General features: G+C 72.9%; 26 protein-coding genes. 13 read left to right on the top strand and 13 right to left on the bottom strand.

Going from position 1 to position 26531, the window contains the following annotated elements; translation table 11 throughout:
* Window positions 1-7: 7 nt before the first annotated feature.
* Window positions 8-595, top strand: a complete 588-nt coding sequence (locus tag ACSQ2D_RS02895) for a DNA-3-methyladenine glycosylase I (protein WP_435984524.1) — start codon at window positions 8-10, stop codon at window positions 593-595.
* Between the two features lie 3 nt (window positions 596-598).
* On the opposite strand, the gene ACSQ2D_RS02900 is transcribed toward ACSQ2D_RS02895, so the two are convergent.
* From ACSQ2D_RS02900 to ACSQ2D_RS02910, 3 genes are all read right to left on the bottom strand, one after another.
* Window positions 599-2155 carry a phytoene desaturase family protein gene (locus ACSQ2D_RS02900; RefSeq protein WP_435984525.1) on the bottom strand — a complete coding sequence of 519 codons (1557 nt, stop codon included), beginning with the start codon at window positions 2153-2155 and terminating at the stop codon, window positions 599-601.
* 64 nt (window positions 2156-2219) lie between these two features.
* Entirely contained in the window at window positions 2220-3308 is a 1089-nt protein-coding gene (locus tag ACSQ2D_RS02905; protein WP_435984526.1) for an SGNH/GDSL hydrolase family protein, read from the bottom strand.
* A 188-nt stretch (window positions 3309-3496) separates the two neighbouring features.
* Complete coding sequence (locus ACSQ2D_RS02910) at window positions 3497-4621, bottom strand: AI-2E family transporter (protein WP_435984527.1); 1125 nt, start codon at window positions 4619-4621, stop codon at window positions 3497-3499.
* 130 nt (window positions 4622-4751) lie between these two features.
* Between ACSQ2D_RS02910 and ACSQ2D_RS02915 the strand changes: the two genes are divergently transcribed.
* From ACSQ2D_RS02915 to ACSQ2D_RS02935, 5 genes are read left to right on the top strand one after another with little or no spacing between them, the layout of a single operon-like run.
* Window positions 4752-5201, top strand: a complete 450-nt coding sequence (locus ACSQ2D_RS02915) for a DUF6325 family protein (RefSeq protein WP_435984528.1) — start codon at window positions 4752-4754, stop codon at window positions 5199-5201.
* Window positions 5198-5560, top strand: a complete 363-nt coding sequence (locus ACSQ2D_RS02920) for an SHOCT domain-containing protein (RefSeq protein WP_435984529.1) — start codon at window positions 5198-5200, stop codon at window positions 5558-5560. The genes ACSQ2D_RS02915 and ACSQ2D_RS02920 overlap by 4 nt, the downstream gene beginning before the upstream one ends.
* A gap of 7 nt (window positions 5561-5567) precedes the next feature.
* Window positions 5568-7304 (top strand): SulP family inorganic anion transporter, encoded by a 1737-nt coding sequence (locus tag ACSQ2D_RS02925; RefSeq protein WP_435984530.1) that lies wholly within the window; start codon window positions 5568-5570, stop codon window positions 7302-7304.
* A gap of 52 nt (window positions 7305-7356) precedes the next feature.
* A complete protein-coding gene (locus tag ACSQ2D_RS02930) occupies window positions 7357-8046 on the top strand; it encodes a PH domain-containing protein (RefSeq protein ID WP_435984531.1) in 690 nt (229 codons plus the stop codon).
* Between the two features lie 51 nt (window positions 8047-8097).
* On the top strand, window positions 8098-9861 hold the full coding sequence (locus ACSQ2D_RS02935) for an AMP-binding protein (RefSeq protein WP_435984532.1): 1764 nt from the start codon (window positions 8098-8100) through the stop codon (window positions 9859-9861).
* On the opposite strand, the gene ACSQ2D_RS02940 is transcribed toward ACSQ2D_RS02935, so the two are convergent.
* Window positions 9851-11533, bottom strand: coding sequence for a metallophosphoesterase family protein (locus tag ACSQ2D_RS02940; protein WP_435984533.1), 1683 nt, complete (start codon window positions 11531-11533; stop codon window positions 9851-9853). The genes ACSQ2D_RS02935 and ACSQ2D_RS02940 overlap by 11 nt on opposite strands.
* A gap of 103 nt (window positions 11534-11636) precedes the next feature.
* Here ACSQ2D_RS02940 and ACSQ2D_RS02945 point away from each other — a divergent pair, with 103 nt between their 5' ends.
* Window positions 11637-11861 carry a hypothetical protein gene (locus tag ACSQ2D_RS02945; RefSeq protein ID WP_435984534.1) on the top strand — a complete coding sequence of 75 codons (225 nt, stop codon included), beginning with the start codon at window positions 11637-11639 and terminating at the stop codon, window positions 11859-11861.
* On the top strand, window positions 11858-12541 hold the full coding sequence (locus tag ACSQ2D_RS02950) for a histidine phosphatase family protein (protein WP_435984535.1): 684 nt from the start codon (window positions 11858-11860) through the stop codon (window positions 12539-12541). The genes ACSQ2D_RS02945 and ACSQ2D_RS02950 overlap by 4 nt, the downstream gene beginning before the upstream one ends.
* Before the next feature lie 21 nt (window positions 12542-12562).
* Here ACSQ2D_RS02950 and ACSQ2D_RS02955 read toward each other — a convergent pair whose 3' ends face one another.
* The 5 genes from ACSQ2D_RS02955 to ACSQ2D_RS02975 form a co-directional block, all read right to left on the bottom strand.
* Window positions 12563-13213, bottom strand: coding sequence for a proteasome activator (locus ACSQ2D_RS02955; protein WP_435984536.1), 651 nt, complete (start codon window positions 13211-13213; stop codon window positions 12563-12565).
* A gap of 106 nt (window positions 13214-13319) precedes the next feature.
* On the bottom strand, window positions 13320-13874 hold the full coding sequence (locus ACSQ2D_RS02960; RefSeq protein ID WP_435984537.1) for a hypothetical protein: 555 nt from the start codon (window positions 13872-13874) through the stop codon (window positions 13320-13322).
* 214 nt (window positions 13875-14088) lie between these two features.
* Window positions 14089-15066: an NAD(P)H-quinone oxidoreductase gene (locus ACSQ2D_RS02965; RefSeq protein WP_435984538.1), complete on the bottom strand. Its 978-nt coding sequence runs from the start codon at window positions 15064-15066 to the stop codon at window positions 14089-14091.
* Between the two features lie 10 nt (window positions 15067-15076).
* Window positions 15077-15793 (bottom strand): Type 1 glutamine amidotransferase-like domain-containing protein, encoded by a 717-nt coding sequence (locus ACSQ2D_RS02970; RefSeq protein ID WP_435984539.1) that lies wholly within the window; start codon window positions 15791-15793, stop codon window positions 15077-15079.
* A 1-nt stretch (window position 15794) separates the two neighbouring features.
* Window positions 15795-16568 carry an IclR family transcriptional regulator gene (locus ACSQ2D_RS02975; protein WP_435984540.1) on the bottom strand — a complete coding sequence of 258 codons (774 nt, stop codon included), beginning with the start codon at window positions 16566-16568 and terminating at the stop codon, window positions 15795-15797.
* A gap of 101 nt (window positions 16569-16669) precedes the next feature.
* On the opposite strand from ACSQ2D_RS02975, the gene hutH reads away from it, so the two are divergent.
* Both hutH and hutU read left to right on the top strand, forming a co-directional pair.
* Window positions 16670-18235 carry a histidine ammonia-lyase gene (hutH, locus tag ACSQ2D_RS02980; RefSeq protein ID WP_435984541.1) on the top strand — a complete coding sequence of 522 codons (1566 nt, stop codon included), beginning with the start codon at window positions 16670-16672 and terminating at the stop codon, window positions 18233-18235.
* A 43-nt stretch (window positions 18236-18278) separates the two neighbouring features.
* Window positions 18279-19934: a urocanate hydratase gene (gene hutU, locus ACSQ2D_RS02985; protein WP_435984542.1), complete on the top strand. Its 1656-nt coding sequence runs from the start codon at window positions 18279-18281 to the stop codon at window positions 19932-19934.
* 37 nt (window positions 19935-19971) lie between these two features.
* Here hutU and ACSQ2D_RS02990 read toward each other — a convergent pair whose 3' ends face one another.
* Together ACSQ2D_RS02990 and ACSQ2D_RS02995 are read right to left on the bottom strand one after the other, a co-directional pair.
* Entirely contained in the window at window positions 19972-20349 is a 378-nt protein-coding gene (locus ACSQ2D_RS02990) for a DUF3253 domain-containing protein (protein ID WP_435984543.1), read from the bottom strand.
* Between the two features lie 34 nt (window positions 20350-20383).
* Window positions 20384-20917: an aminoacyl-tRNA deacylase gene (locus ACSQ2D_RS02995; protein WP_435984544.1), complete on the bottom strand. Its 534-nt coding sequence runs from the start codon at window positions 20915-20917 to the stop codon at window positions 20384-20386.
* Between the two features lie 53 nt (window positions 20918-20970).
* Between ACSQ2D_RS02995 and ACSQ2D_RS03000 the strand changes: the two genes are divergently transcribed.
* From ACSQ2D_RS03000 to hutI, 3 genes are read left to right on the top strand one after another with little or no spacing between them, the layout of a single operon-like run.
* A complete protein-coding gene (locus ACSQ2D_RS03000; RefSeq protein WP_435984545.1) occupies window positions 20971-22233 on the top strand; it encodes an allantoate amidohydrolase in 1263 nt (420 codons plus the stop codon).
* A complete protein-coding gene (locus ACSQ2D_RS03005) occupies window positions 22230-23576 on the top strand; it encodes a formimidoylglutamate deiminase (protein ID WP_435984546.1) in 1347 nt (448 codons plus the stop codon). Before ACSQ2D_RS03000 ends, ACSQ2D_RS03005 begins: the two co-directional genes overlap by 4 nt.
* Window positions 23573-24769 (top strand): imidazolonepropionase, encoded by a 1197-nt coding sequence (hutI, locus tag ACSQ2D_RS03010; protein WP_435984547.1) that lies wholly within the window; start codon window positions 23573-23575, stop codon window positions 24767-24769. The genes ACSQ2D_RS03005 and hutI overlap by 4 nt, the downstream gene beginning before the upstream one ends.
* Here hutI and ACSQ2D_RS03015 read toward each other — a convergent pair.
* Both ACSQ2D_RS03015 and ACSQ2D_RS03020 read right to left on the bottom strand, forming a co-directional pair.
* Window positions 24766-24975: a DUF1918 domain-containing protein gene (locus tag ACSQ2D_RS03015; RefSeq protein WP_435984548.1), complete on the bottom strand. Its 210-nt coding sequence runs from the start codon at window positions 24973-24975 to the stop codon at window positions 24766-24768. The genes hutI and ACSQ2D_RS03015 overlap by 4 nt on opposite strands.
* Window positions 24976-25067: 92 nt before the next feature.
* A complete protein-coding gene (locus ACSQ2D_RS03020; protein WP_435984549.1) occupies window positions 25068-26480 on the bottom strand; it encodes an MBL fold metallo-hydrolase in 1413 nt (470 codons plus the stop codon).
* Between the last annotated feature and the right edge of the window lie 51 nt (window positions 26481-26531).

The raw sequence follows: 26531 nt of genomic DNA on the forward strand, positions 1-26531 counted from the left end.
TCGCGGCATGACGGTCGTCGGCGCTGACGGGCTCGCCCGCCCCACATGGGCCTCCGTGGACCCCCTTCTCATGGACTACTACGACACCGAGTGGGGGGTGCCGATCCGTGACGAGCGCGGCCTCTACGAGCGGATCTGCCTCGAGGGCTTCCAGGCCGGCCTGTCGTGGGCGACGATCCTGCGCAAGCGCCCCAGCTTCCGGGCGGCCTTCGCGGACTTCGACCCCGACGTCGTGGCCGGCTACACCGACGCCGACGTCGAGCGACTGCTCGGTGACGCCGGCATCATCCGCCACCGCGGCAAGATCCAGGCGACCATCACGAACGCCCGGGCCACCATCGCCCTGCGCGACGAGGGTGGCCTCGTCGACTTCGTCTGGGGCTTCCAGCCGGCCGACACCCCGCGCCCCGTCGACCACTCCGAGGTGCCCACCGTCTCCGAGGAGAGCAAGGCGCTGTCAAAAGCCTTGCGCAAGAAGGGCTTCGCCTTCGTCGGACCCACGACGATGTACGCCTTGATGGAGGCTGTCGGCATCGTCGACACCCACCTCATGGGCAGCCACCGGCGCGGCAGCTCGGGCGTCTGGCCCGCGTAGCCCTCAGCCGAGGATCGCTCGGGCCGCGTTGTGGCCGGGGATCGCGCTCACGCCTCCGCCACGCCGGGCGCCGGCTCCGCCGAGCAGCACGTTGTCGCATGCCGTCTCGACACCCCACGTGCCCACCTCGGGGTCCTGCTCGGCCCAGGGCCACTGCAGCGAGCGGTGGAAGATGTTGCCGCCCGGCAGGCCGACGGACTGCTCGAGGTCGACGGGGCTCTTGACCTCGATGCACGGGTTGCCGGCGCCGTCGCGGGCGAGCACCGACTCGATCGGCTCGCCGAGCACGGAGTCGAGCGAGCGCAGGGTCGCGGCCAGCGCCTCCTTCGTCGCGGTCTCGTTGTCGGCGCGGAAGAGGCGCGCCGGCAGGTGCAGGCCGAAGAGCGTCAGCGTCTGCGCATCCGTGGCCGCGAGGTCCGCCCCGAGGATCGAGCGGTCCGAGAGGGTGTGGCAGTAGATCTCGCACGGCGGCAGGTCCGGGATCCGCCCGTCGCGCGCGGCGGCATACGTCTGCTCGAGCTGGCCGTAGCCCTCGTTGATGTGGAAGGTGCCGGCGAAGGCGGCGGTGGGGTCGACGGAGGCGTCGCGCAGCCGGGGGAGGCGCGTCAGCAGCATGTTGACCTTGAGCTGGGCGCCCTCGACGTCGGGCTCGGTGTCGACCGGGTCGGCTCCCGCCGCGGCGAGCAGCCGGTTGAGGACGGTCGGCGCGCAGCCGGCCACGAGGGTGCCGCCGACGGCGCTGCCGCTGCCGGCGCTCCCACCCGACCAGGCGACCTCACCGGTCGAGGGGTCGATCGACGTGACCTCGGCCCCGGTGACGATCGTCGCGCCGGCCGAGACGGCTGCTGCCGCAAGGGAGTCCGTGAGTGCGCCCATGCCTCCGACGGGGACGTCCCAGTCGCCGGTGCCGCCGCCGATGAGGTGGTAGAGGAAGCAGACGTTCTGGCGCAGGTCGCCCTCACCGAGCGAGGCGAAGGTGCCGATGAGGGCGTCGGTGGCGATGATGCCGCGCAGGGTGTCGTCATCGGTGACCGACTCGATGAGCTCGCCGACGGGCCGCGTCGTCAGCGCGTCGAAGAGGTCGGCGTCGCCGGACAGCGCGCGCACCTGCTCGCGGGAGCGCAGCGGCTCGAGGACCGTCGGGAAGATGCGCCCGGCGACGTCGGCCATCCGGCCGTAGAAGTCGCTCCATCCGGCGTACGCGTCGTCGCCGCCGGTCAGCGCGCGGAAGGCCGCGCGCGTCGCCGCCTCGTCGCCGTGGTCGACGAGGAGGCCGCGGTCGGGATCCGAGGGGACCGGCGTGTACGACGAGAACCGCCTGCGGATGAGCCGCAGGTCGAGGTCGAGGTCGGTGAGCACCTGGCGCGGCAGCAGCGACACGAGGTAGGAGTAGCGCGACAGCCGCGCGTCGACCCCCTCGAAGGCGCGGGCGGACACGGCAGCGCCGCCCACCCGGTCCGATCGCTCGAGGAGGAGGACAGTCCTTCCCGCGCGGGCCAGGTAGGCGGCGGCCGTGAGGCCGTTGTGACCGGCCCCGATGATGATGTCGTCGTAGCGCACCCGGTCAGACTAGGTGCCGGGTCCGGGCGACGCCCGACGACCTCACCACTTCTTCAGTGCGGGCTCACCGCGCAGCCACGGCACTCCTCGCGGCGTCCTGGCGGGCCGAGTAGAGCCGGTCGGCCGCGTCGATGCTCGCCCGGCTGCCCAGGTCGACCCCGGCGCGGGCCGCGGCGGCGCGGGCCGCGGGGGTCGTGAGGTCGGGAGCGACGAAACGCTCCGGGGTGATCGTGCGGTCGACGGCGGCATACCGCCTCGCGTCACGGGCCAGGGAGTCGGCCGACGCGACGGCCCGGGCCTCGGCCTGCTTCGCCGACAGCTTGAGGGCGAGCCCGAAGGCGGGCTTGGTCACGACGGCGTAGCCGTCACGGTGCCCGGCGACGTTGGGGTGGTAGCTCTCGCTGATCGGGTTGGACAGGCCGTTGAGCCACTCGACGCTGTCGCAGACGGCGTGGCCGACGAACCTCGAGGTGGGGTTGACGAAGGTGAAGCCGGCGTTGGCGGCGGCGGTCGCCGTCCGGGAGTTGAGCAGGTCGGCGGTCGCGTTGAGGCGCGACTCCTCGGTCGGGGAGAACCACGTGAAGGCGTTGCAGTCCTCACCGTTGAAGATGCGCGGGTAGCCGACGACGATGACGCGGGCGTTCGGGGCCTTGGCGCGGATCGAGGAGTAGAGCGTCGCGAGACGGCCCGGGATGGTGGTGTTGATGGTGCCCTGTGCCGTGTCGATGGCGCCGTTGCAGTTGCTCAGCCAGCTCGGCTGCGCGCACGTCGTCAGGACGCTCGCGAAGCCGGCGTCGTTGCCGCCCACCGAGATCGTGACGTATGCCGTGGTGCTCGACAGCGCGGACAGCTGGGTGTTCGTCACGTCGGCGACCGTCGCCCCGGAGCACGCGCGGAAGTTCAGCGCCAGGCCGAGGGCCGAGGCGTCGAGCGAGGGGTAGGCGTAGACGGAGCGCTGGCACGACGTGCCGTCGCTGATGTACGTCCGGGTCCCGGTGCCCGAGGAGTAGGAGTCGCCGAGGGCGACGTAGCCCGTGCCGGCGGCGACGGCCGGGGCGCCGAGGGCGAGGGCGGCTCCGGCACCGATGAGGGCGGAGAGGCCGGCCCCGAGGGCGCGCCGGCGGGTGGATGACATGAGGGACCTGCTCTTCACGACACACTCCTTTGTGGGTGGAAGGCTTGCTGACGCTGAGCACTGCAACCTGCAGGGGCGCCGCCCGCCGGCCACGATGTGCCCCGCGTCACACGTCCCACTACCGGACAGTAGGGCCAGCGCGGGGGTCCCGCGAGCCGAACCGAGACGGGGCGGCGCCGGCCCGGCACGCGCCGCGACGGCGCGGGTCAGGACGGCGTTGGGCCACGGTCGCCGAGGAGGCCGCCGACCCATCGCGTGTCGGGGTCGACGTCGACGAGCAGGGCCTTGATGAGCAGCGTCAGCGGGATGGCGAGCACGGCGCCGATGCCGCCGAGCATGACGGACCAGACGACGAGGGACAGGATCGTCACGACCGCCGACAGGCCCACCTCGTCGCCGACGATCTTCGGCTGGATCACCGACTGGATGATGAGGTTGATGACGCTGTAGACCACGACGACGAGGACGAACGAGCTCCACCCGCCCTCGAGCAGCGCGAGGATCGCCGGGGGCACGAGGCCGATGACGAAGCCGATGTTGGGGATGTAGTTCGTGATGAAGGCCAGCAGCCCCCAGAGGAGCGCGCCCGGCACCCCGACGAACCAGAGGAACACGGTGTCGAAGACGGCCACGATGGCGCCGAACACCGTTGCCACGACGAGGTATCGGCGCGTCCCGTGCGTGAAGGACGTCATCGCCGACACGAACGCCGGCCGCTCGGTCCGCAGCGTCGTGAGGGTCTCGGAGAAGCCCTTCGCGTCCATCGCGGAGAAGAGCACGAGCGCGAGGACGAAGGCGAGGTTCGTCACGAGCGACAGGATGTTCGAGAGCAGCGACGTGATGACCGCGGTGACGCGCCCGAGGTCGAGGGACGAGGCGATCGCCTGCGTCTGCTCGGGCTCGACCCCACGGGCGGCGAGCCAGTCGGTCACGTCGGCGACGAGCGCCGTGAGGTCGTCGGCGTACTGCGGCAGCAGGCCCGCGAGCTCGGCACCGGACACGACCATGAGCAGGGCCAGCCCGACGATGCCGAGGTAGATCGCGAGCACGACCGTGAGGGTGCCGAGCCAGTGCGGCAGCCCGCGGCGCACCATGGCGTTGCGGACCGGGAATGCCGCGATGGTGAGGACGAGCGCGAGGAAGAGCGGCCCGAGGATCCCGGACACGAGGTGGATGCCGAAGGCGACGACGAAGCCGGCCGCCAGGGCCACGAGGATGAGGACGCCGCGCGGCATCGCGGGGACCGCGCGCGCCGCCGGGGCGGCGTCGGACGGTGTGTCGGGGAGCGGATCCTCGTGGTCGCCGGCCCTCGGTACGTCCGTTCCGCTCATGTCTGTCATGTCACCACCGGGGCGCAGGACGGGCGTCACCCTGCCGGGGTGATGCCCACCCCGGACGCACGCCGGAGCATGAAGACGAGCGGCGCCGGTCACGACACCGCCACGAACCGGGAGGAGTCCCATGTCGACTGCGACGACAGGGCCGATCGGGCCAGTGGACCTGGCCGTCATCGGCTTCCGCGGCGAGCTGCGGCAGGACGGCATACGCGACGCGGTGGCACGGGCCGTGGACCGCGGGGCCGTACGCGTGCTCGACGTGCTCCTCGTCCGCAAGGACGACGACGGCAGCGTCCGGATGTTCGACGCCGAGTCACCCGAGGGTGCGGCGGATCTGCTCGGCTTCCCGACGGTCATGCCCGACCTCGTCGGCGAGGAGGACGCGCTCGCGATCGCCGCCGAGATGGACCCGGGGACGACCGTCCTCGTCATCGCGTGGGAGAACACGTGGGCGGCCGACATCGCCGCCGAGGTGCGCGAGCTGGACGGCCAGGTGCTCGTCATGGAGCGGCTGCCGCGTGAGGACATCGAGCTGGCGCTCAGCGCCATCGCGGCGAACGAGGAGGGGTCATGAGGGGACGCAGGGGCCGGCCGGGACTGCTGGGGGTGGCGGCGCGGACGGCCGTCGTCGCCGGCACCGCCACCGCGGTGAGCGGCAAGATGCAGCAGGGACAGCAGGCCAAGGCGCAGCAGGCCGCGGACGCCGAGGCCTACCGGCAGCAGCAGGAGGCGGCCGCCCAGGCCGCCGCCACGCAGGCCGCCGTCGACCAGGCCGTGGCTGCCCAGGCGCCGCCACCCCCGCCCGCTCCGCCTGCTGCACCCGCGCCCGACGACATGCTCGCCTCGCTCGAGCGCCTCGCGGCTCTGCACGCGCAGGGCATCCTCACGGACGAGGAGCTGGCGCAGCAGAAGGCCCGGATCCTGGGCGGCTGACCCGGATGTGGGCGCCGCCATCGGGGACGACGACGGCGGCACCGTGACGGGCGGGGCGGCTCGGGGAGCCTTCGCTCGGCTGAGGAGCCGACCCTGGGGCACCGACCTCAAGGCGGGCGTCGTGCTCGGTGTCGAGAGCGTCCCCGACGGCCTGGCGAGCGGCGTCCTCGCGGGCGTCAACCCGCTCGCAGGCCTCTACGGCTACCTCTACGGCATGGTCGGTGCCGCGCTCTTCACGAGCAGCACGCTCATGGCCGTCCAGGCGACCGGCGCCATGTCGCTCGTCGTCGCCGACGCCGACCTCGGATCGCGCCCCGACCCCGAGCGGGCGCTCTGGACCCTGGCCGTCCTGACCGGCGTCGTCATGATCGCGGCCGGCCTGCTGCGCGGCGGGGCGCTGCTGCGCTTCGTGCCCAGCTCGGTCATGACCGGCTTCGTCACGGCCGTGGGCGTCAACATCGTGCTCGGACAGCTGGGCGACTTCACCGGAGCAGAGACGTCCGGCGCCAACCGGGTCATGCGCACCCTCGACCTGCTCCTCCACCCGTGGCGGGTCGACCTCATGACCCTCCTCGTCGGGGTGGTGACCCTCGTCCTCATCGTCGGCCTCCAGCGGACCCGCCTCGGCGCGCTCGGCCTCGTGGTCGCGATGGCCGTCGGCTCGTTCCTCGCGGTCCTGCTCGGGTCGCTCGCCGACGCCGACGTCGCGGTCGTGGGTGACATCGCCGCCGTCCCTCGCTCACTCCCGCTACCGGCGCTGCCGTCGCTCGGCGACGTGGCCTACCTCGCGCTGCCCGCGGTGTCGCTCGCCTTCATCGGGCTCGTGCAGGGTGCCGCCGTGTCCGCCGCCGTGCCCAACCCCGACGGGAGCCCCTCCGTCGCGTCGCGCGACTTCATCGGACAGGGGGTCGGCAACGTCGTCTCCGGCGTCTTCCGGGGCATGCCCGTCGGTGGGTCCATGTCGGCGTCGTCGCTCGTCGCGACGGCAGGGGCCCGGACCCGCGTCTCGCTCGGCTTCGCCGGTGGTGTCATGGCGCTCGTCGTGCTCGTGCTCGCCGACGTCGTGGCCCTCGTGGCGCTGCCCGCCATCGCCGCCCTGCTCATCGTCGTGGGTGCCGGCGCGGTGAGGCCCGCGAGGGTGCAGTCGGTGATGCGCACCGGGACGGTGCAGACCGTCGTCCTGGTCCTCACCTTCGTGCTGACGCTGCTCGTCCCGGTGCAGTACGCCGTGCTGGCGGGAGTCGCCCTGGCGATCGTGCTCCACGTCGTCGAGCAGTCCAACCGGGTGCGGATCACCCGCCTCGACCTCGACGCCGAGGGGAGGGTGCGCCAGGGCGAGCCACCGGACACCGTGCCGGGTGGTGAGGTGCTCGTGCTCCAGCCCTACGGCTCCCTCTTCTTCGCCAGCGCCCCGACGTTCCAGGCGTTGCTGCCGCGCGTCGACGAGGGGTCGCGGCACGCCGTCGTCGTGCTGCGTCTGCGCGGCGTCGACCAGATCGGGCTGACCCTCATCGACGTGCTCCGCGGCTACGCGCGGGAGCTCCAGTCCCGCGACGGCGTGCTCAAGCTCGTCGTCGACAACCGGCAGGTCCTGCACCAGATGGAGGCCGAGGGCCTCGTCGGTCTCGTCGGGCCCGACCACGTCTACCTCGGCACCGAGTGGCTCGGCGAGACCACGCGCCGGGCCCGGGCCGACGGTCTGCGGCTCCTCGCGGGGTCCGACCCGGCCGACGGGGAGGCCTGACCGCCTAGGCTGAATGACAACGCGTGGTCCGAGTGGACCTGACGACAGGAGGATGACCGTGGGCTTCCCGGAGAACGTGCTCGCCAAGGGAGAGAAGGTCGAGCGGGACCTGCACCCGCACTGGCTCACCGTCGTGGTGCCCACGATCTTCGGCCTCTTGCTGGCCGCGGCGTGCATCGCCGTCGTCGGCGTCACGCCCGACGACGAGACGGGCAACCGGATCCAGTGGGTCGCCGTGGCGGTCTTCGTCCTCGTCGCCGTCCCGGCGGTCTTCGTGCCCTACCTGCGCTGGCGCACGACCCACTACGTCATCACCTCGCACCGGGTCATGGTGCGACGCGGCATCCTGACGAAGAACGGCAAGGACATCACGCTCTCGAAGATCACCGACGTGAGCTTCCAGCAGACCGTGGTCGACCGGATCATCGGCGCCGGCTCGCTCCACATCGAGTCGGCCGGCGACAGCCCCGACGAGAACCTCACGAACATCCCGCGCAGCAACGAGGTGCAGCAGCTCATCAACCGCCTCATCGACGAGGACGACCTGCGCCGGCGCTCCCACGGTCGCGGTGTGGCCGCTGCCCCCGGCTCCGACCCGGCCTTCGCGTCCGGCGACGACGGCTACGGCGAGGACACGACGGCCATCCCGCGCCAGCGGTCCGAGCGGCCCGACCGACCCGAGCTCGCCGAGGAGCGTCGTCGACCCCGCGACCTCGGTGACGGCAGCGACCAGCCGCTCTGACCTCGCTGCGGGTCCGTGCCGCGGCCCGGTCGCGTGTGGCATCGTCGGGTCATGACCTCCACTGTCGACGAAGCCGGTGTGACCGCGACCTACCGGGCCGCCCGTGACGAGCTCCTCGCCCTGCGTGGCGACCACGCCAGAGCCGTCCGCGAGTTCACCTTCCCGGACGTCGGGGACCGCTGGAACTGGGGCGTCGACTGGTTCGACGCCGTGGCCCGCGGCAACGACCGCGCCTGCCTGACGATCGTCGAGCAGGACGAGTCGTCGGCGTCCTACTCCTGGGACGAGATGGCCCGCCGCTCGGACCAGGTGGCCGCGCACCTGGCCGCCCTCGGCGTGCGGCGCGGCGACTCGGTCATCCTCATGCTCGGCAACCAGGTCGAGCTCTGGGAGTCGATGCTCGCCGTCATCAAGCTCGGGGCCGTCGTCATGCCGACGACGACCGCCGTCGGTCCCGGTGACCTCGTCGACCGGATGGAGCGGGGAGCCGCCCGCGCCGTCATCACCAACGCCTCCGAGGTGCACAAGCTCGACGACGTGCCGGGCGACTACGTCCGCGTCGCCGTCGGTGGCGCCGACCCCGCCGGGACCGGCACGGACGGCTGGGAGAGCCACGCGGCGGCGTACGACCTCGACGTCCCGCCCACCGAGCACCCGGGTACGGGGCCCGACGACCGGATGCTCCTCTACTTCACGTCCGGCACGACGAGCCGGCCCAAGCTCGTCGAGCACACCCAGCGCTCCTACCCGGTCGGACACCTGTCGACGATGTACTGGATCGGGCTGCAGCCCGGCGACGTGCACCTCAACATCAGCAGCCCGGGCTGGGCCAAGCACGCGTGGTCGTCCTTCTTCGCGCCGTGGGCCGCCGAGGCGACGGCCTTCGTCTACAACTACAGCCGGTTCGACCCCGCCGCCCTGCTGCGGGTCCTGCGCACGCACGAGGTCACCTCGATCTGCGCACCGCCGACGGTGTGGCGGATGCTCATCAAGAGCGACCTGTCGGGCGGCCCGGGGTCGCTGCGCGAGGTCATCGGTGCCGGCGAGCCGCTCAACCCCGAGGTCATCGCGCAGGTCGAGAAGGCGTGGGGCCTGACGATCCGTGACGGCTACGGCCAGACCGAGATGACGGCCGCCGTCGGCAACACGCCCGGTTCGACCGTCAAGCCCGGCTCGATGGGACGGCCCCTGCCCGGCTGTCCGGTGGTCGTCGTCGACCCGATCACGAACGTCCTTGTCACAGAGGCCGACTCGGACGGCAACCGCGAGGGCGAGATCTGCCTCGACCTGTCGCAGCGCCCGGTGCCGCTCATGACCGGCTACCAGGGCGACGAGCAGCGCAACGCCGATGCCATGGCCGGCGGTTTCTACCACACGGGCGACGTCGCCTCGGTGGACGCCGACGGCTACATCTCCTTCGTCGGGCGCACCGACGACGTCTTCAAGGCGAGCGACTACAAGATCAGCCCGTTCGAGGTGGAGTCGGTCCTCATCGAGCACCCGGCCGTCGCCGAGGCCGCCGTCGTGCCCGCTCCCGACCCGGTGCGCCTGGCCGTGCCCAAGGCGTACATCGCCCTCGCTCCGGGCCACGAGCCCGGCGCGGACGTCGCGCGCTCGATCCTCGCGCACGCCCGCGAGAAGCTCGCTCCGTGGCAGCGGGTCCGGCGGATCGAGTTCTACGAGCTGCCCAAGACGATCTCGGGCAAGATCCGCCGGGTCGAGCTGCGCGGCCGCGAGAACGACCTCGAGGCGACCGGCGCCGAGCAGCCCGCGAACGAGTGGCGCGACGACCAGTTCCCCGACCTCAAGGGGTGACGGACAGGCCGGCCGGAGCGGTCGGCGCAGCAGGGGTCGTCGTGCCCGAGGACGCCGGGTCGTCCGGCGCGAGCGGCAGTGAGCGCACCGTCGTCTCGTCGATCCGGCTGCAGATCCGCTTCGCGGGGTCGGGCTGGTCCTGGCCCGGCGCCTGCACGGTCGACGCGACGGGCCGGTACGGGTCGATGCGGGCACCGCTGATGACCTGCACGCTGTCGTAGGCCGGCCGGCCCTCGAGCAGGTTGCGGAACGAGTAGCGGGTCAGCGAGGTCAGCTCGCACGACGTGCCGAACTGGGCGACGTCGAAGGAGTACGGCTGCCCGTCGAGCTCCTGGCCCGGCCCCTCGGCGTAGTGCGAGACGACGCCGCCGCCGGTGAAGGTGCCGACCTGGATCCGGTTCCCCTCGACCGCGGGGGTGTGCATGTGCCCGTTGACGAGGAGGCGTCCACGCTCGACCTGCTCGGCGGCATACGGCTCGTGCGTCACGACGATGTCGGGCTCCGGCTGGTCGGCGACGGCCGCGTTGTAGCGGTCGGCGGCAGGCTTGGCCTTGGCCGTCGGGTCGGCGTTGTCGTCGCCGAAGTAGCGCGGGTCGTTGAAGCCGGTGATGCGCAGCCCGTGGAAGGTGAGCTCCCGCAGCGACCCGGCCGCGTTCTCGAGGAGCACGACGTTCGGGATGCGCGCGAGGCGGGCGAGGACCGCGCGGTCGGTCGGCGACGACTGGTCGTGGTTGCCGCTCGTGAAGATGTAGGGCACGCCGAGCGACTGGATCGACGCGTAGAGGCCGGCGGCGTCACCCTCCTGGACGCGGCCGAAGTTGACGAGGTCACCGCTGTCGATGACGGCGTCGACGTCCTCCTCCTCGATGATCGTGCGCATCAGGGCGTACTGGTTCGCGCCGTGGATGTCGGAGACGAGGAGGAAGCGCGCCGACACGGGCTCGTTGACGTTGCCGGCGACGTACTTCTGCTGGAGCGCCTGCGTCACCGCGAGGAGGTTGCGGAAGTAGGGCGTCACCTGCGTGGCGCGCGCCTCGACGTCGGCGAGCAGGCCGGCGTTGCGCTGGACGACGCCGAGCACGCCGCTCGTGCGGTACTCCGCGAAGCGGCCGGGCTGGTAGGTCAGGGCGATCCCGCCGAAGGTGACGGCGGTCGCCACGACCATCGCCGAGGCGACGAAGAGCACGTGGTGGCGGCGGGTGTTGCGCTGACGGATGTAGTGCGAGGCGAGGGCGAGGAGCACCGCGATGGCCGTCGCCCCGAGGACGAAGCGGACGCCGACGCCGACCGCGGCCTGCGCGATCGCCGACGAGATCTCGTCGGGCGACGGCTGCAGGGCCCTGATGTCGACGTTGGGCCGGGTGAAGAGGTTGGTGATCTCCTCGCGCACCGCGACCTGCACGTCGAGGCCCGGCGCGACGATGGGAGAGGCGAACTGGACGTCGACGTCGCCGACGATCGTCGGGGCGTGGAGCACGGGGGAGTGGCGCGGCACCGGGTCGAGGCGCAGGACGGCGCGGTACTGCGACGTCTCGGCGACGGTGGGGGCGAGGTTCGTGGCGGCGACGCCGCCGAGGTAGCAGGCTGCGAGCACCGCGAGCCACTTGAGGACGTGCGAGCCCCGGCGCAGCCAGGGGCTGTCGCCGGCCAGCAGGTCGCCCACCCGTCCCATCGCCTCACCCTAACCGGACCGGGACGTGTCACCCGGACGGCACCGCCCGTTCACGTGCGGGTGCTGCGATGGGGTGGTCAGCGCATCGCAGCGAGGAGGAGCCATGGGGTCGGCTCGTCGCAAGGCCGTCGTCGTCACGGCACTCATGGCGTATGCCGTCCTGCTCGCCGTGGGGCCGCGTGTCCTCGGCGGGTCGGCCGGGGTCGTCATCCTCGTGGCGAGCTTCGTCGTCGGCTTCGCGTGGCTCGTCCTGCTCGTCGCCCCGTGGGCGGCACGAGGGGCAGCACGAGGGGCGGCACGAGGTCGCGACCGTAGTCTGAGGCGGTGAGCCTCGAGCACCGACCGAACCGGATCATCCTCGTGCGGCACGGTGAGTCCGAGGGCAACCTCGACGACACCGTCTACGAGCGGGTGCCCGATCACCGGATCAGCCTGACGCCCAAGGGTTTCGAGCAGGCTCGTGACACGGGTGCCGCGATCCGGGAGGTGCTCGACGGGGAGTCGGTCGAGGCCTACGTGTCGCCCTACGTGCGCACCCGGCAGACCCTCGAGGCGCTCGCCCTGCCGGTGGCGGAGCGCGACGTGCGGGTCGAGCCGCGCCTGCGCGAGCAGGACTGGGCCAACTTCCAGGACCCCGTCGACATCGCGGAGCAGAAGGCCGAGCGAGACCGCTACGGCCACTTCTACTACCGGTTCAGCCACGGCGAGTCCGGGTCGGACGTCTACGACCGGGTGTCGACGTTCCTCGAGTCGATGCACCGCAACTTCGAGACGCCGGCCGCGCCGCGCAACGTCGTCATCGTGACGCACGGCCTGACGATGCGTCTCTTCTGCATGCGGTGGTTCCACTGGAGCGTCGAGTACTTCGAGTCGCTCGACAACCCGGAGAACGCCCAGCCCGTGGTGCTGCTGCGGCAGAAGGACTTCCGGTTCAAGCTCGAGGCGCCGTTCACGCAGTGGAACCCGGACGTCGTGCCGACCGAGCGCGAGCGCTCGAGCTGGCTCTGACCGCCGGACCCAGCCGACCGCTCAGAGGTACTGGCCGGTGGGGCCGGGCTCGCCCGGGTGGTGCTCGCCGGGCTGCAGGCCGGGGGGCGTGCCGTAGGTGGCGCCCGGGCCGGGCGGCAGGGCGCGCATCTGCTGGAGCTGCTGCTGCGCCGCCATCTGCTGGGCGACGAGCGCCGTCTGGATGCCGTGGAAGAGCCCCTCGAGCCAGCCGACGAGCTGGGCCTGGGCGATGCGCAGCTCGGCGTCGGTCGGGGAGTCGTCGCGGAAGGGCAGCGCGATCCGGTCGAGCTCGGCGACGAGCTCGGGCGCGAGCCCGTCCTTGAGCTCCTCGATGGAGCGGTGGTGCACGTCGGCGAGTCGACGGCGCCCGGCCTCGTCGAGGGGTGCGTTGCGCACCTCCTCGAGCAGCTGCTTGATCATCGAGCCGATGCGCATGACCTTGGCCGGCTCCTCGACGAGGTCGGCCGGGTTGGTGCGCTCCCGCTCCCGGCGCTCCTCGCGGCTCTCCGGCCGGCCGTGGTGGCCGTGCTGGCCGTGCTGGCCGTCGGCGGGCTCGTCGCCCTGGGCGTCCGCGACCCCCATGCCGTCGGACGTCACGACGACGATGCGCGGCTCGTCGCGCGGGGTGTCGGTGTCGGTGCCCTGGCCCTGTCGGCTCGCGTCATCGCTCATGCGCTCCATCCTGCCTCACCCGCGGGCGCGGCGGGTCGGGGCCCGTGCGTCCTCGTCCGTCCGCACGGGTCCCTGGGTGAGCCCGGGTGTGCTCAGGTGCGCGGCGTCAGTGCGCGCCCGCCGTGGCGAACCACGGGTGGTGGAGATCGTGGTAGCGGACGTCGCTCATGGCCTTGTCCATGTCGCCCATCTGCTCCCTCATCTCGGGCGGCATCTCCTTCTTCTCGCCCTCGCGTGCCTCGGCCTCGGTGCGGAACGCCATGGTCTGGGTGAACCAGCCGTCCTTGTCGACCGCGATGGTGCCGCCGAGGATGTCCGGGCGCTCGGTGTGGAGCGTGTCCATCGGCATGTCGCGCATCATCCGGAACTTCTCCTGGTCGCTGATCCGACCCTGGATCACCTGGACGAACTGCGCGTCGTCGGAACCGCCGTCGAGCATCATCGTCACGTCGTCGCAGTCGTGGAACGTGACGTCGCCGTCGAAACACTTCTCCGTCTCGGCCCACCAGGCGCCCTGCTCGGGGCGCTGGCTGTTGCGCATGGCCGACTCCTTCGAGTCGAACCGCACCACGCCGATGAACTCGTTGTCGTCGTCGATGCCGTAGGTGCCGCCGAGCCAGCCGTCCGCGCCCGGCTCGAGCTCGTCGCGCCACGCGTCCATGCGTGCATGGAGCCGGTCCGCGTCGTGGGTCTTGCCCTGAATCACTTGGATGAACACTGCAGGTGCCTCCCGGTACTCGTGTGGTGGGAGGGCCGCTTCGTGGCGAAGTGGTCCACCTGTCGACGGTACGCCCGTCGGGCAGGGCGCGTCAGTGGACGAGTCCGACACGGCCGGATCGTCCCGGCCGGCACGGTGATTCGGCGGGGAGGTGCGCTCAGGTGGTGAGGAGGATCTTGCCGATGTGGCCCGACGCCTCCATCTCGCGGTGCGCCTCGGCGGCGTGCTCGAGGGGGTGGCGCGAGTGGATGACGGGACGCACCGCGCCGGACTCGATGAGGGGCCAGACGTGCTCGCGGACGGCGGCGACGATCGCGGCCTTCTCCGTCGCGGGGCGGGCCCGCAGCGAGGTGGCGATGACGGCGGCGCGCTTGGCGAGGAGCATGCCCATGTCGAGCTCGCCCTTGCGGCCGCCCATGAGGCCGATCGTGACGAGACGCCCGCTGATGGCGAGGGCCTCGACGTTGCGGGAGAGGTACTTCGCGCCCATGTTGTCGAGGATGACGTCGGCGCCGTGGCCCTTCGTCAGCTCACGGACGCGCTCGACGAAGTCCTCCTCGCGGTAGTTGACGAGGAACTCGGCGCCGAGGTCGCGGCACACGTCGAGCTTGGCCTGGCTGCCCGCCGTGACGGCGACGTGCGCGCCGACCGCCTTGGCGAGCTGGATCGCCATCGTGCCGATGCCGGAGCTACCACCGTGGACGAGGAGCACCTGGCCCGGCTGGATGTTGGCGACGAGGAAGACGTTGGACCAGACGGTGCACGTCACCTCGGGCAGGCCCGCCGCGTCGACGAGCGAGACGCCACGCGGCACGGGCAGCAGCTGCTCGGCCGGGGCCACGACGCGCTCGGCGTAGCCGCCGCCGTCGATGAGGGCGCACACCTCGTCGCCGACCTGCCAGTCCTCGACGCCCTCGCCGAGCGCCGCGACGGTGCCGCTCACCTCGAGGCCGGGGTACTCCGACGCGCCGGGGGGCGGCGGGTAGTGGCCGAGGCGCTGCATGACGTCGGCACGGTTGACGCCCGCGGCCGCGACGTCGATGACCACGTGCCCCGGCCGCAGCTCGGGGTCGGGCACCTCGTCGAGGACGAGGCTGTCGGCGTCTCCGGGCTCGGGGATCGTGATGGCGCGCATGGGAGCGAGCCTATTGACCCGCGGCGCGAGCACGCACGAGCGCCCCGCCGGGCGTGGCCGTGTCCGGCGTGACGTGCCACACGCGTCCCGCGCCCAGCACCGCGCCGTCCGACCGGAGGAGCGTCCCCTCGTCGATCGCGACACCGCTCGGCGCGAGCCCTGCGGCCACGACGGCGACGAGGCGCGACACGGTGCCCCACTGGGCGGCGTGCACGTCGACGGCACCCGGCACGAGCCCGAGGCCACCGACCACGGCGAGGTCGTCGAGGTCCTCGTTGCTGTCCTCCGGGCACACGGGCCGACCGTCGAGGAGCCAGCCGCCGATGACCGCGTGGGAGCCGGCGACGGCCGCGCCCGCGGAGAACCCGGCATACGGCACACCCGCGGAGACGAGCGCGCGGATGCGGCTGTAGGCACCCGCGAGCGACGCGTGGTACTCCGGTGTGGGGCCGCCGCCGACGAAGAGCCCGTCGATCCCGTCGAGCGCACCCGGGTCCAGCGGCGTGCCCTCGGCCACCCGCTCCACGACGAGGTCGTGGCCCCCCACGAGACCGAGCGTGTGGACGTACTTCTCGTGGTAGTCGAGCGACTCCGGATCGGTGCCCATGACGACGAGCAGGATGCGCGGGGTGCCGCCGGCGCGACGGGCGGCGGCCTCGACGAACGGGCCGTAGAGCGTGGGGGCGAGGGCGTCGTCCCAGCCGCCGCCGATGAGGTGGACGTCCATGTCAGCGCCTTCCCGTCGAACTGGGGCTGAGGCGCCGTGCGATGTCGTCGGCGGCGAGTCGGGCCCGGGCCACGAGCTCGGCGACGTGCTCGGCGCCCGCGTCGGGGGTGCGCAGCGTCAGGGCGATCGCGGCGAGCGGCCGGCCGGCGCGGTCGAGCACGGGCACGGCGACCGACGACAGGTCGGCCGTGACGGTGCCCTCCTCGCGGGCGTAGCCGTCGGTGCGCGTCCGGGTGAGCACGCTGCGCAGCTCGGCGAGCGAGCGCGGCCCGCCGCCGCTGCGCTGGACGAAGGAGGCCCGGTCGGGGTAGAGCGCGCGCACCTGGGTGGCGGGGAGCGCCGACAGCATGGCGAGCCCGCTGGCGGTCAGGTGGGCGGGCAGGCGCACGCCGACGTCGGTGACGAGCATCGGCTGCCCGGGCGCGCGCTCCTCGAGGAGGTAGATGACGTCGCGTCCGTCGAGCGTGGCGAAGTGGGCGTTGCGGCCGCACTGGTCGACGAGCCGGCGCATGGCCGCCCGTGCGACGCGGGCCAGGGGCGCCTGACGCTGGTAGGCGGAGCCGAGCTCGTAGGCGGCCTGGCCCAGCCCGAAGCGCCGCTCCTCCACGTAGTGGGTGACGTAACCGCGGCTGTGCAGCACCTTGAGCAGGTGGTAGACCGAGCTGCGCGGCAGGCCGAGGTCGCGGGCGATGGACGCGGCGGGCACCGGCTCGGCGTGGCGGGAGAGGTGCTCGAGGACGTCGAGCGCGTTGGCGGCGGCGGGGGCGTTGGACACGTGGGTCACCTCCTGTCCGCGGGCGGATGACGTCTCGCATCCGAGACAATTGTCCTCCCTGCGGGGCCGACGCGCCAGCCGTTCGGCGGTTCGATGGGTCCATGAACGCAGCACCCGCCATCGCCGCCGGAACCGTCACGGTCGGCACCGGTCCGCTCTCGCTCGACGACGTCGTCGCCGTGGCCCGCCACGAGGCCCCGGTCGAGCTCTCCGGCGAGGCCGAGGCCGAGATCGCCCGCAGCCGGGCCGTCATCGAGGACCTCGCCCACGACACCGTCGCCCACTACGGCGTCTCGACGGGCTTCGGCGCGCTCGCGACCCGCCACATCCCGACGGCGCTGCGCGCCCAGCTCCAGCGCTCGCTCGTGCGGTCGCACGCCGCCGGCGCCGGCCCCGAGGTCGAGCGCGAGGTCGTGCGCGCCCTCATGCTGCTCCGCCTGTCGACCCTCGCGACGGGCCGCACCGGCGTGCGCCTCGAGACCGCGAGGACGTATGCCGCCCTGCTCAGCGCCGGCATCACCCCGGTCGTGCACGAGTACGGCTCGCTCGGCTGCTCCGGTGACCTCGCTCCGCTGTCGCACTGCGCGCTCGCCGCCATGGGGGAGGGGCCGGTGCGCCTCGCCGACGGCACGCTCACCGACGCGGCGACCGCCCTGCGCGACCACGGGATCGAGCCGGTCGTCCTCGCGGAGAAGGAGGGCCTCGCGCTCATCAACGGCACCGACGGCATGCTCGGCATGCTCGTCCTCGCCATCCACGACCTGCGCCACCTGCTCAAGGTCGCCGACGTGTCGGCCGCGATGAGCGTCGAGGGCCTGCTCGGCACGGACGACGTCTTCGCCCCCGACCTCCACGCGCTGCGACCGCAGGTGGGGCAGGGCGACTCGGCCGCGAACATCCGTGCCGTCATGGCGGACTCGCCGATCCGCGAGTCGCACCGGACGGAGGAGTGCACCCGTGTCCAGGACGCCTACTCCCTCCGCTGCGCACCGCAGGTGCACGGCGGCGCCCGCGACACGGTCGAGCACGCCGCACGCGTTGCCGCCGCCGAGCTCGCCTCCGCCGTCGACAACCCCGTCGTCACCCCCGACGGCCGCGTCGAGTCCAACGGCAACTTCCACGGCGCACCGGTCGCCTACGTCCTCGACTTCCTCGCCATCGTCGCGGCCGACGTCGCCTCGATGTCCGAGCGCCGGTCCGACCGCTTCCTCGACCAGGCCCGCAACCACGGCCTGCCGCCGTTCCTCGCCGACGACCCCGGCGTCGACTCGGGTCTCATGATCGCGCAGTACACCCAGGCCGCCATGGTCTCGGAGATGAAGCGCCTCGCCGTCCCCGCGTCGGTCGACTCGATCCCGAGCTCGGCCATGCAGGAGGACCACGTGTCGATGGGCTGGTCGGGCGCCCGCAAGCTGCGTCGCTCCGTCGACGCCCTCGGCCGGGTCCTCGCCATCGAGGTGCTGACGGCGGCGCGCGGCATCCAGCTGCGGGCCCCGCTCGAGCCGTCCCCCGCCACGGGCGCGGTCATCACGGCCCTCGCGGCCCGCACGAACGCGGCCCCCGGGCCCGACCGCTTCCTGGCCCCCGACATCGAGGGCGCCCACCGGGCGGTGACCGACGGCGACGTCCTCGCCGCCGCCGAGTCCGTCACCGGCCCGCTCCACTGAGCGACCCGGCATACCAACGTTTTCCACCTCGAAGGAGAGTGACATGGAAGGTGCACGACCCGTCCGCGCGGCGCGTGGGACGACCCTGACGGCGCAGTCGTGGGCCACCGAGGCCCCGCTGCGGATGCTCATGAACAACCTCGACCCCGAGGTGGCCGAGCGCCCCGACGACCTCGTCGTCTACGGCGGCACCGGTCGCGCCGCCCGCGACTGGAAGTCCTTCGACGCGATGGTCCGCACGCTGACGACCCTCAAGCAGGACGAGACGATGCTCGTCCAGAGCGGCCGTCCCGTCGGCGTCATGCAGACGCACGAGTGGGCGCCGCGCGTCCTCATCGCCAACTCCAACCTCGTCGGCGACTGGGCGACGTGGCCCGAGTTCCGGCGCCTCGAGCACCTCGGCCTGACGATGTACGGCCAGATGACGGCCGGGTCGTGGATCTACATCGGCACCCAGGGCATCGTCCAGGGCACCTACGAGACCTTCGCCGCCGTCGCCGAGAAGAAGTTCGGCGGCACCCTCGCCGGCACGCTGACCCTCACCGGCGGCTGTGGCGGCATGGGCGGCGCGCAGCCGCTCGCCGTCACCCTCAACGAGGGCGCCTGCCTCATCGTCGACGTCGACCCGGCCCGTCTCCAGCGCCGCGTCGAGCACCGCTACCTCGACGAGGTCGCGACCGACCTCGACGACGCCATCGAGAAGGCGCTCGCCGCCAAGCGCGAGCGTCGCGGCTGGTCGGTCGGTGTCGTCGGCAACGCGGCCGAGGTCTTCCCCGAGCTGCTCCGCCGCGGCGTCGAGATCGACATCGTCACCGACCAGACGTCGGCGCACGACCCGCTCAGCTACCTGCCCGAGGGCGTCGACCTCGCCGACTGGGCCGAGTACGCCGAGAAGAAGCCCGAGGACTTCACCGACCGCGCCCGCGCCTCCATGGCCAAGCACGTCAAGGCGATGGTCGAGTTCCAGGACGCCGGCGCCGAGGTCTTCGACTACGGCAACTCGATCCGCGACGAGGCTCGTCAGGGCGGCTACGACCGCGCCTTCGAGTTCCCCGGCTTCGTGCCGGCCTACATCCGACCGCTCTTCTGCGAGGGCAAGGGCCCGTTCCGCTGGGCCGCGCTCTCGGGCGACCCGCGTGACATCGCGGCGACCGACAAGGCCGTGCTCGAGCTCTTCCCCGACAACGACCGACTGCACAAGTGGATCCGTGGCGCGCAGGAGCGGATCGCCTTCCAGGGCCTGCCCGCCCGCATCTGCTGGCTCGGCTACGGCGAGCGTGACAAGGCCGGCCTGAAGTTCAACGAGATGGTGCGCACGGGCGAGATCTCGGCACCCATCGTCATCGGCCGCGACCACCTCGACAGCGGCTCCGTCGCGAGCCCCTACCGAGAGACCGAGTCGATGGCCGACGGCTCCGACGCCATCGCCGACTGGCCGCTGCTCAACGCGCTCGTCAACACGAGCTCGGGCGCGAGCTGGGTCTCGATCCACCACGGCGGTGGCGTCGGCATCGGCCGGAGCCTGCACGCCGGTCAGGTCTCCCTCGCCGACGGCACCGACCTCGCGGCGCAGAAGCTCGCGCGCGTCCTCTCCAACGACCCGGGCATGGGCGTCATCCGCCACGTCGACGCCGGCTACGACATCGCCGACCGGGTCGCGCACGAGCGCGGCGTCCGCATCCCGATGCAGGAGGGCTGAGAGGGCGTATGCCGTCCAGCGGGTGCGGGCGGAGGGCTCAGCGGGGGCGTCGCACCGTGATCGGGCCCTTCGCGTGGTCGGGGTCGATGACCCGGCCACCCTGGATGATCTGGGCGCGCCCGGCGGCGACGAGCCGCCGGGCGGCGTTGCGGGCCGGCTCGACGAGCGTCTCCCAGTCCTCGCCGCCGACGGCCCTGGCCGCCTCGGACGGGTCCACCGTCGCCGAGGCGGCGTGCGCCCTGACGAGCTTCGTCAGGGCGTCCTCCACCTCGATGTCGACGGGGGTCAGGCCGTGCTTGCGGCAGTTGTCGGAGCACCAGCGCACCGTCGCCCAGTCGCGCTCCCAGGCCTTGCGCCACGTGATCGTGCGACCGCATCGAGCGCACGGTTTGGTGGGCAGCGGGGTGCGTGACATGTGCACAGTCTGCGCCCTCGGGGCCGCGGGGGCGTCAACGGTCCTTGCGGACCTCCTCGTCGGAGATGTCGGCGACGGTCGCGTCGAAGAGCCGGATGACGTCGTCGCCGTTGACCGTGAGGCCGATCCCGTGGCCGCCGCCGCCGAGCGAGATGCGGCGTCCGACGAGGTGGGTGTCGGCGATGACCGGCAGGCGCGCGGCGGAGCCGAAGGGCGTGATGGTGCCGCGCTCGTAGCCGGTGACGGCCTTCGCGGCGGCAGCGTCGGGCATCGAGATGCGGTTCGTGCCGAGCAGGGCGCGGACCTTGGCCCACGAGAAGGTGCGGTCACCGGGTACGAGGACGAAGACATGGTCATCCTCCGCCCGGCGCACGACGAGGGTCTTGATGAGGTCACGCGGCTCGATGCCCCGGGCGGCGGCCGCCTCCTCGAGGCTCGAGACGCGCCCGTGCCGGGTCACCGTGTGCTCGATGCCCGCCGCGAGGACCGCGTCGACCGCCGGAGTGCGGATCGGCGCATCCGAGCCCGAGTCACTACGCTCGGCGGTGTCATCGCGGTCAGGGTCCATGGGACAGAGCCTAGTTACAGAGCCGGACGCGGACGCCGGCGTTGCGAGGAGTGGTGATCGAGGTGACGACGAGTTTCGACCGGATGTGGGCTGATCTCGAGCCCGTCGGTCGCGACGCCGGGTCGGGCGGCTACCGCCGCTACGCGTGGACCCGGACCGACCACGACCTCCGGGAGTGGTTCGCCGCGGAGTGCGCGGCCCGCGGCCTCGACCTCGTCGAGGACCGCGCCGGCAACCAGTGGGGCTGGTGGGGCGACCCCGACACGACGCCCGGTGTCGTCATCGGCTCGCACCTCGACTCCGTGCCCGACGGCGGCGCCTTCGACGGGCCGCTCGGTGTCGTCAGCGCGCTCGCGACCGTCGACGCCCTGCGCGAGGCGGGCTTCGAGCCCGACGTGCCGCTGGGCGTCGTCAACTTCGTCGACGAGGAGGGCGCCCGCTTCGGCATCGCCTGCGCGGGCTCCCGCATCATCACCGGCGCCCTCGACGCCGACCGGGCCCGCTCGCTGACCGACGGCGACGGCGTGACGATGGCCGAGGCCTGGCGCGGCGCGGGGCGTGACCCGGGGACCCTCGGCCGCGACGACGAGGCGGTGCGCCGCGTCGGCCGTTTCGTCGAGCTGCACGTCGAGCAGGGCAAGGCGCTCGCGCTCGCCCCCGACGGGAGCGAGGACCTCACCGACCCCGACCGGGCCGTCGCGATCGGCACCGACATCTGGCCGCACGGCCGGTGGCGCGTCGACATCCCCGGCGAGGCCAACCACGCGGGCACGACGCGCATCGCCGACCGCCAGGACGCGATGATCGGGCTCGCCACGGTCATCCAGACGGCGCGGTCGTATGCCGTGGGGCTCGGCTGCGTCGCCACCGTGGGCAAGGTCAACGTCGTCCCCGGGGGCGTCAACGCGATCCCGAGCCACGTCACGGCCTGGCTCGACGTCCGGGGGCGCAGCGAGCACGTCGTGCACGCGGCGGTCGACGCCGTGTCGTCGGAGGCCAGCCGCCTCGGCGCGACGACGACGCCGGAGTCGTGGACGCCGACGACCACCTTCGACACCGGCCTCGTCGACAGGCTGCGCGGGGTCCTGCCCGACGCGCCCCTGCTCGGCACGGGCGCCGGGCACGACGCGGGCATCCTCGCGACGCACGGCGTCCCGAGCGCGATGCTCTTCGTCCGCAACCCCACAGGAGTTTCACACTCACCGAGCGAGCTCGCGAGCACGGATGACTGCCACCATGGGGTCACGGCCCTGACAGCCGTCGTGACCGCGCTGTGCACAGGGAAGGACCCCGAGTCGATGAGCGACGCCCGATGACTGCGTTCTGGTGCGAGAGTGCCTGGCTCACCGGAGGATTCGCGCGACGGGTCCGGCTCGTGACCCAGGACGGTCTCTTCAAGGAGGTCCTCGTCGACGCCGACCCCGAGCCCGACGACGTCCGCCTCGCCGGCGTGACGCTGCCCGGCATGGCCAACGCCCACAGCCACGCCTTCCACCGCGCCCTGCGGGGCCGGGTCAACGGCGGCGGCGGCAACTTCTGGAGCTGGCGCGAGCAGATGTACGCCGCCGCGGAGCAGCTCAACCCCGACACGTACTTCGCGCTGGCGCGGGCCGTCTTCGCCGAGATGGTGCAGGCCGGGATCACCGTCGTGGGGGAGTTCCACTACGTCCACCACCGTCCCGGCGGCCACCCCTACCGCGACCCGAACGCCATGGGGCTCGCGGTGCGCCAGGCCGCCGACGAGGCCGGCATCCGGCTGACCCTTCTCGACACCTGCTACCTCGAGGGCGGCCTCAACGGTGGCGGCCACGTCGAGCTGCACCCCGGCCAGCGCCGCTTCAGCGACGGCACCGTCGACGCCTGGGCCTCCCGGATGTCCGAACGCCGCCCCGAGACCGACCGCGTGCGGCTCGGTGCGGCCATCCACTCGGTCCGCGCGGTCCGCCGTGAGGACCTGCCGCGGGTCGTCGAGGCGGCCGGCGACCTGCCGCTGCACGTGCACCTGTCGGAGCAGCACGGTGAGAACCTCGCCTGCCAGATGTTCTACGGCGCGAGCCCGACGCAGCTGCTCGACGAGGCGGGTGCCCTCGGAGCCCACTCGACGGCCGTGCACGCCACACACCTCGAGGACCGCGACATCGACCTGCTCGGCGGCACCGGCACGGGCGCGTGCTTCTGCCCGACGACCGAGCGCGACCTCGCCGACGGCATCGGCCCGGCGCGGGCGCTCCACGACGCCGGCAGCCCGCTGTCGCTGGGCTCCGACCAGCACGTCGTCATCGACCCGTTCGAGGAGCTGCGCGGTCTCGAGATGCACGAGCGCCTCGTCACCAACGAGCGCGACCGCTTCTCGGCCAACGACCTGCTCCTCGCGGCCTCCTTCAACGGCTACCGGTCCCTCGGCTGGTCCGACGGCGGCCACCTCAGCAAGGGCGCGCTCGCCGACTTCGTCACCGTGCGCACCGACACGGTCAACACCGCAGGCGCCGCGCACGACCAGATCATCTACGCGTGCGTGGCGTCCGACGTCTCGACCGTCGTCGTCGGTGGCGACGTCGTCGTCAGCGACGGCCACCACCGGATGGGCGATGTCGGCCGGATGCTCGTCGGCGCCATCGACCGCGTCGCGGGAGGGGTTGTCGGAGGGGTGCACGCGTGAGCCTGCTCCTCACGGGCATCGCGGAGCTGACGACGAACGACCCGGCCCGCGGTGACGGCCACGCCGACCCCGGCGACGCGCTCCTCGGCGTCGTCCGCGACGCGGCCCTCGTCGTCTCGGACGACGGCGTCGTCGAGTGGGTCGGGCCGGCCGCCGACGCCCCCGACGCCGACACCCGCCGTGACCTGGGCGGTCGCGCGGTCATCCCCGGTTTCGTCGACTCGCACACGCACCTCGTCTTCGCCGGCGACCGCTCTGCGGAGTTCGCCGCCCGCATGACCGGCACCCCCTACGACGGGGGTGGCATCGCCGTCTCGGTCGCGGCCACCCGGGCCGCGAGCGACGACGAGCTGCGCGCCCTCGTCGCCGCCCGGGTCGCCGAGATGCGCGCGCAGGGCACGACGACCGTCGAGATCAAGAGCGGCTACGGCCTGACCCTCGACGACGAGCTGCGCAGCCTCCGCATCGCCCGCGAGCTCACGCCGCACACGACCTTCCTCGGCGCGCACGTCGTGCCGCGGGAGTACGCCTCGGACCGGGCGGCCTACGTCGACCTCGTGACGGGTCCCATGCTCGACGCGGTCGTGGCCGACGGACCCACCGCGCTCGCCGAGAGCATCGACGTCTTCTGCGAGCCCCGCTCGGCGCACGCCTTCGACGGCGACGAGGCCCGCACGATCCTCGACGCCGGCCGCGCCGCTGGCCTGTCGCTCCGCGTCCACGGCAACCAGCTCGGCCACGGTCCGGGTGTCCGCCTGGCCTGCGAGCTCGGCGCCCGCAGCGTCGACCACTGCACCTTCCTCGACGACGCCGACGTCGAGGCGCTCGCCGCCGCGCGGGGCACGACCGTCGCGACCCTGCTCCCGGGCGTCGAGTTCTCGACCCGCTCGCCCTACCCCGACGCGCGGGTGCTCATCGACGCCGGCGTCGACGTGGCGCTCGCCTCCGACTGCAACCCCGGCACCTGCTACTCGTCGTCGATCCCCTTCGCGATCGCCCTCGCGGTGCGCGAGATGGGGATGACGCCCGCCGAGGCGCTGCACGCCGCGACCGCCGTCTCGGCGCGCTCGCTCGGACTCGACCGTCGCATCGCGCCGGGGCAGCCCGCCGAGCTGGCCGTCATCGACGCGCCGAGCCACCTGCACCTCGCCTACCGCGCCGGGGTGCCGATCGTCCGCGCGCTCGACCTCTAGCCGCCGGCGGGGGACTCGTCGGGGTGCTCGCAGCGCAGCACCGAGCCGGGTCCCGGATGGATGATCCCGGTGTGCCCGTCGGACCACTCCACGACGTAGGGCGGGGCGCCGCCCTCACCCTTCACCTCCCGGATGGTCCCTTCGCGCGTGCTCTGACCGACGTGCTCCGCGGCCATCGTGATGCGGTCACCGACCCGTGCCTCCATGGCACACCTCCTCGCGCTGGGGCTCCCCTCCAAGGACACCACCTCTTCGCCCCGGCGGGAAGGACTTCGCGGGCCGGGTGACCGACGAGATGTCAGTCGAGCAGCACCCGTTCGCCGAAACGGGGCACCGAGACGGCGCAGTCGAACCGCTCGCGTATGCCGTCCGCCAGCGCCCGCGCGGCCGCGGGCTCCCCGTGGACGACGTGGACGCTCTCCGGAGGACGGGGCATCTCGCCGATCCAGGTGAGCAGCTCGTCGGCGTCGGCGTGCACCGAGAAGTCGTCGAGGGTGACGATCTCGGCCCGGACCGGGACGTAGCGCCCGGCCATCTTGAGCTCTCGCGCCCCTTCCTGCAGGTCGCGGCCGCGGGTGCCGATGGCCTGGTAGCCGGTGAGCAGCACGGTGTTGCGTGCCTGGGGCAGCAGGTGGCGCAGGTGGTGCACGACGCGCCCTCCCGTCGCCATGCCGGAGGCCGACACGATGATGCACGGCGTGCCCGGGGTGTTGAGCCGGATCGACTCCTCCGCGCTGTGCGCGGTCCGCAGCCCGGACAGGCGCCGTAGCCGGTCGAGGATGCCGGGACGCACCTCGGCGGCGTGCGCCGGGTCGCGGTAGATGTCGAGGGCCGCGAGGGCCATCGGGCTGTCGACCCACACCGGCACGTCGGGGATCGCACCGCTCGCGACGAGGTCGGCGATGGCGAGCAGGACGATCTCGGTGCGGTCGACGGCGAAGGCCGGCACGACGACGCTGCCTCCGCGCCGGACGGTGCGCCGGATCGCATCGGCCATGACGCGGTGGTCGGGGTCGACCTCGGGGTGGGCACGGTCGCCGTACGTCGACTCGACGACCAGGGTGCGGGCGGCGGGCGGCCGGGACCGGGGGAGCAGGACCGGGTGGTCGGGCCGGCCGAGGTCTCCGGAGAAGAGGACGCTCGCACCGTCGACCTCGACGAGCACGCTCGAGCTGCCGAGGATGTGCCCGGCCGGCACGAACGTCACGGTCGCGCCGTTCGCCCCGCCCACGCGTACGGCCGCGTCCTCGCCGACGGGGCGCAGCGCCGCGATGGCGACCTCGGCGTCCGCGACGGTGTAGAGCGGCAGCGGCGGGTCGTGCCGGGACCAGCCGCCGCGCCGCGCTCCCTCGGCCTCCTCCTCCTGCAGGTGCGCGCTGTCGCGCAGGATGACTCCGGCGAGGGCGGCGGTCCCGGCCGTCGCGTGCACCGGCCCGGTGAAGCCGCCCTTGACGAGCGCCGGCAGGTAGCCGCAGTGGTCGAGGTGGGCGTGCGTCAGCGCCACGGCGTCGACCGAGGCCGGGTCGACGGGAGGCGCCTCCCAGTTGAGCGACCGCCACCGCCGCTCGCCCTGGTAGAGGCCGCAGTCGACCATGAGTCTCGCGCCCTCGCCCTCGACGAGGAACTTGCTGCCGGTGACGGTCCCGGCCGCGCCGAGGAACGTCAGTGCCGGCGCCGGTCCGTGCCGCTCGGGTCTCTCGTGACTGCTCATGGCCCCTCCTCGGGTCCACCTCCATCGTCCTCCCGCTCACGGGCACGCAGC

The sequence above is a fragment of the Terrabacter sp. LjRoot27 genome, from assembly GCF_964254175.1.
Lineage (GTDB): Bacteria > Actinomycetota > Actinomycetes > Actinomycetales > Dermatophilaceae > Terrabacter.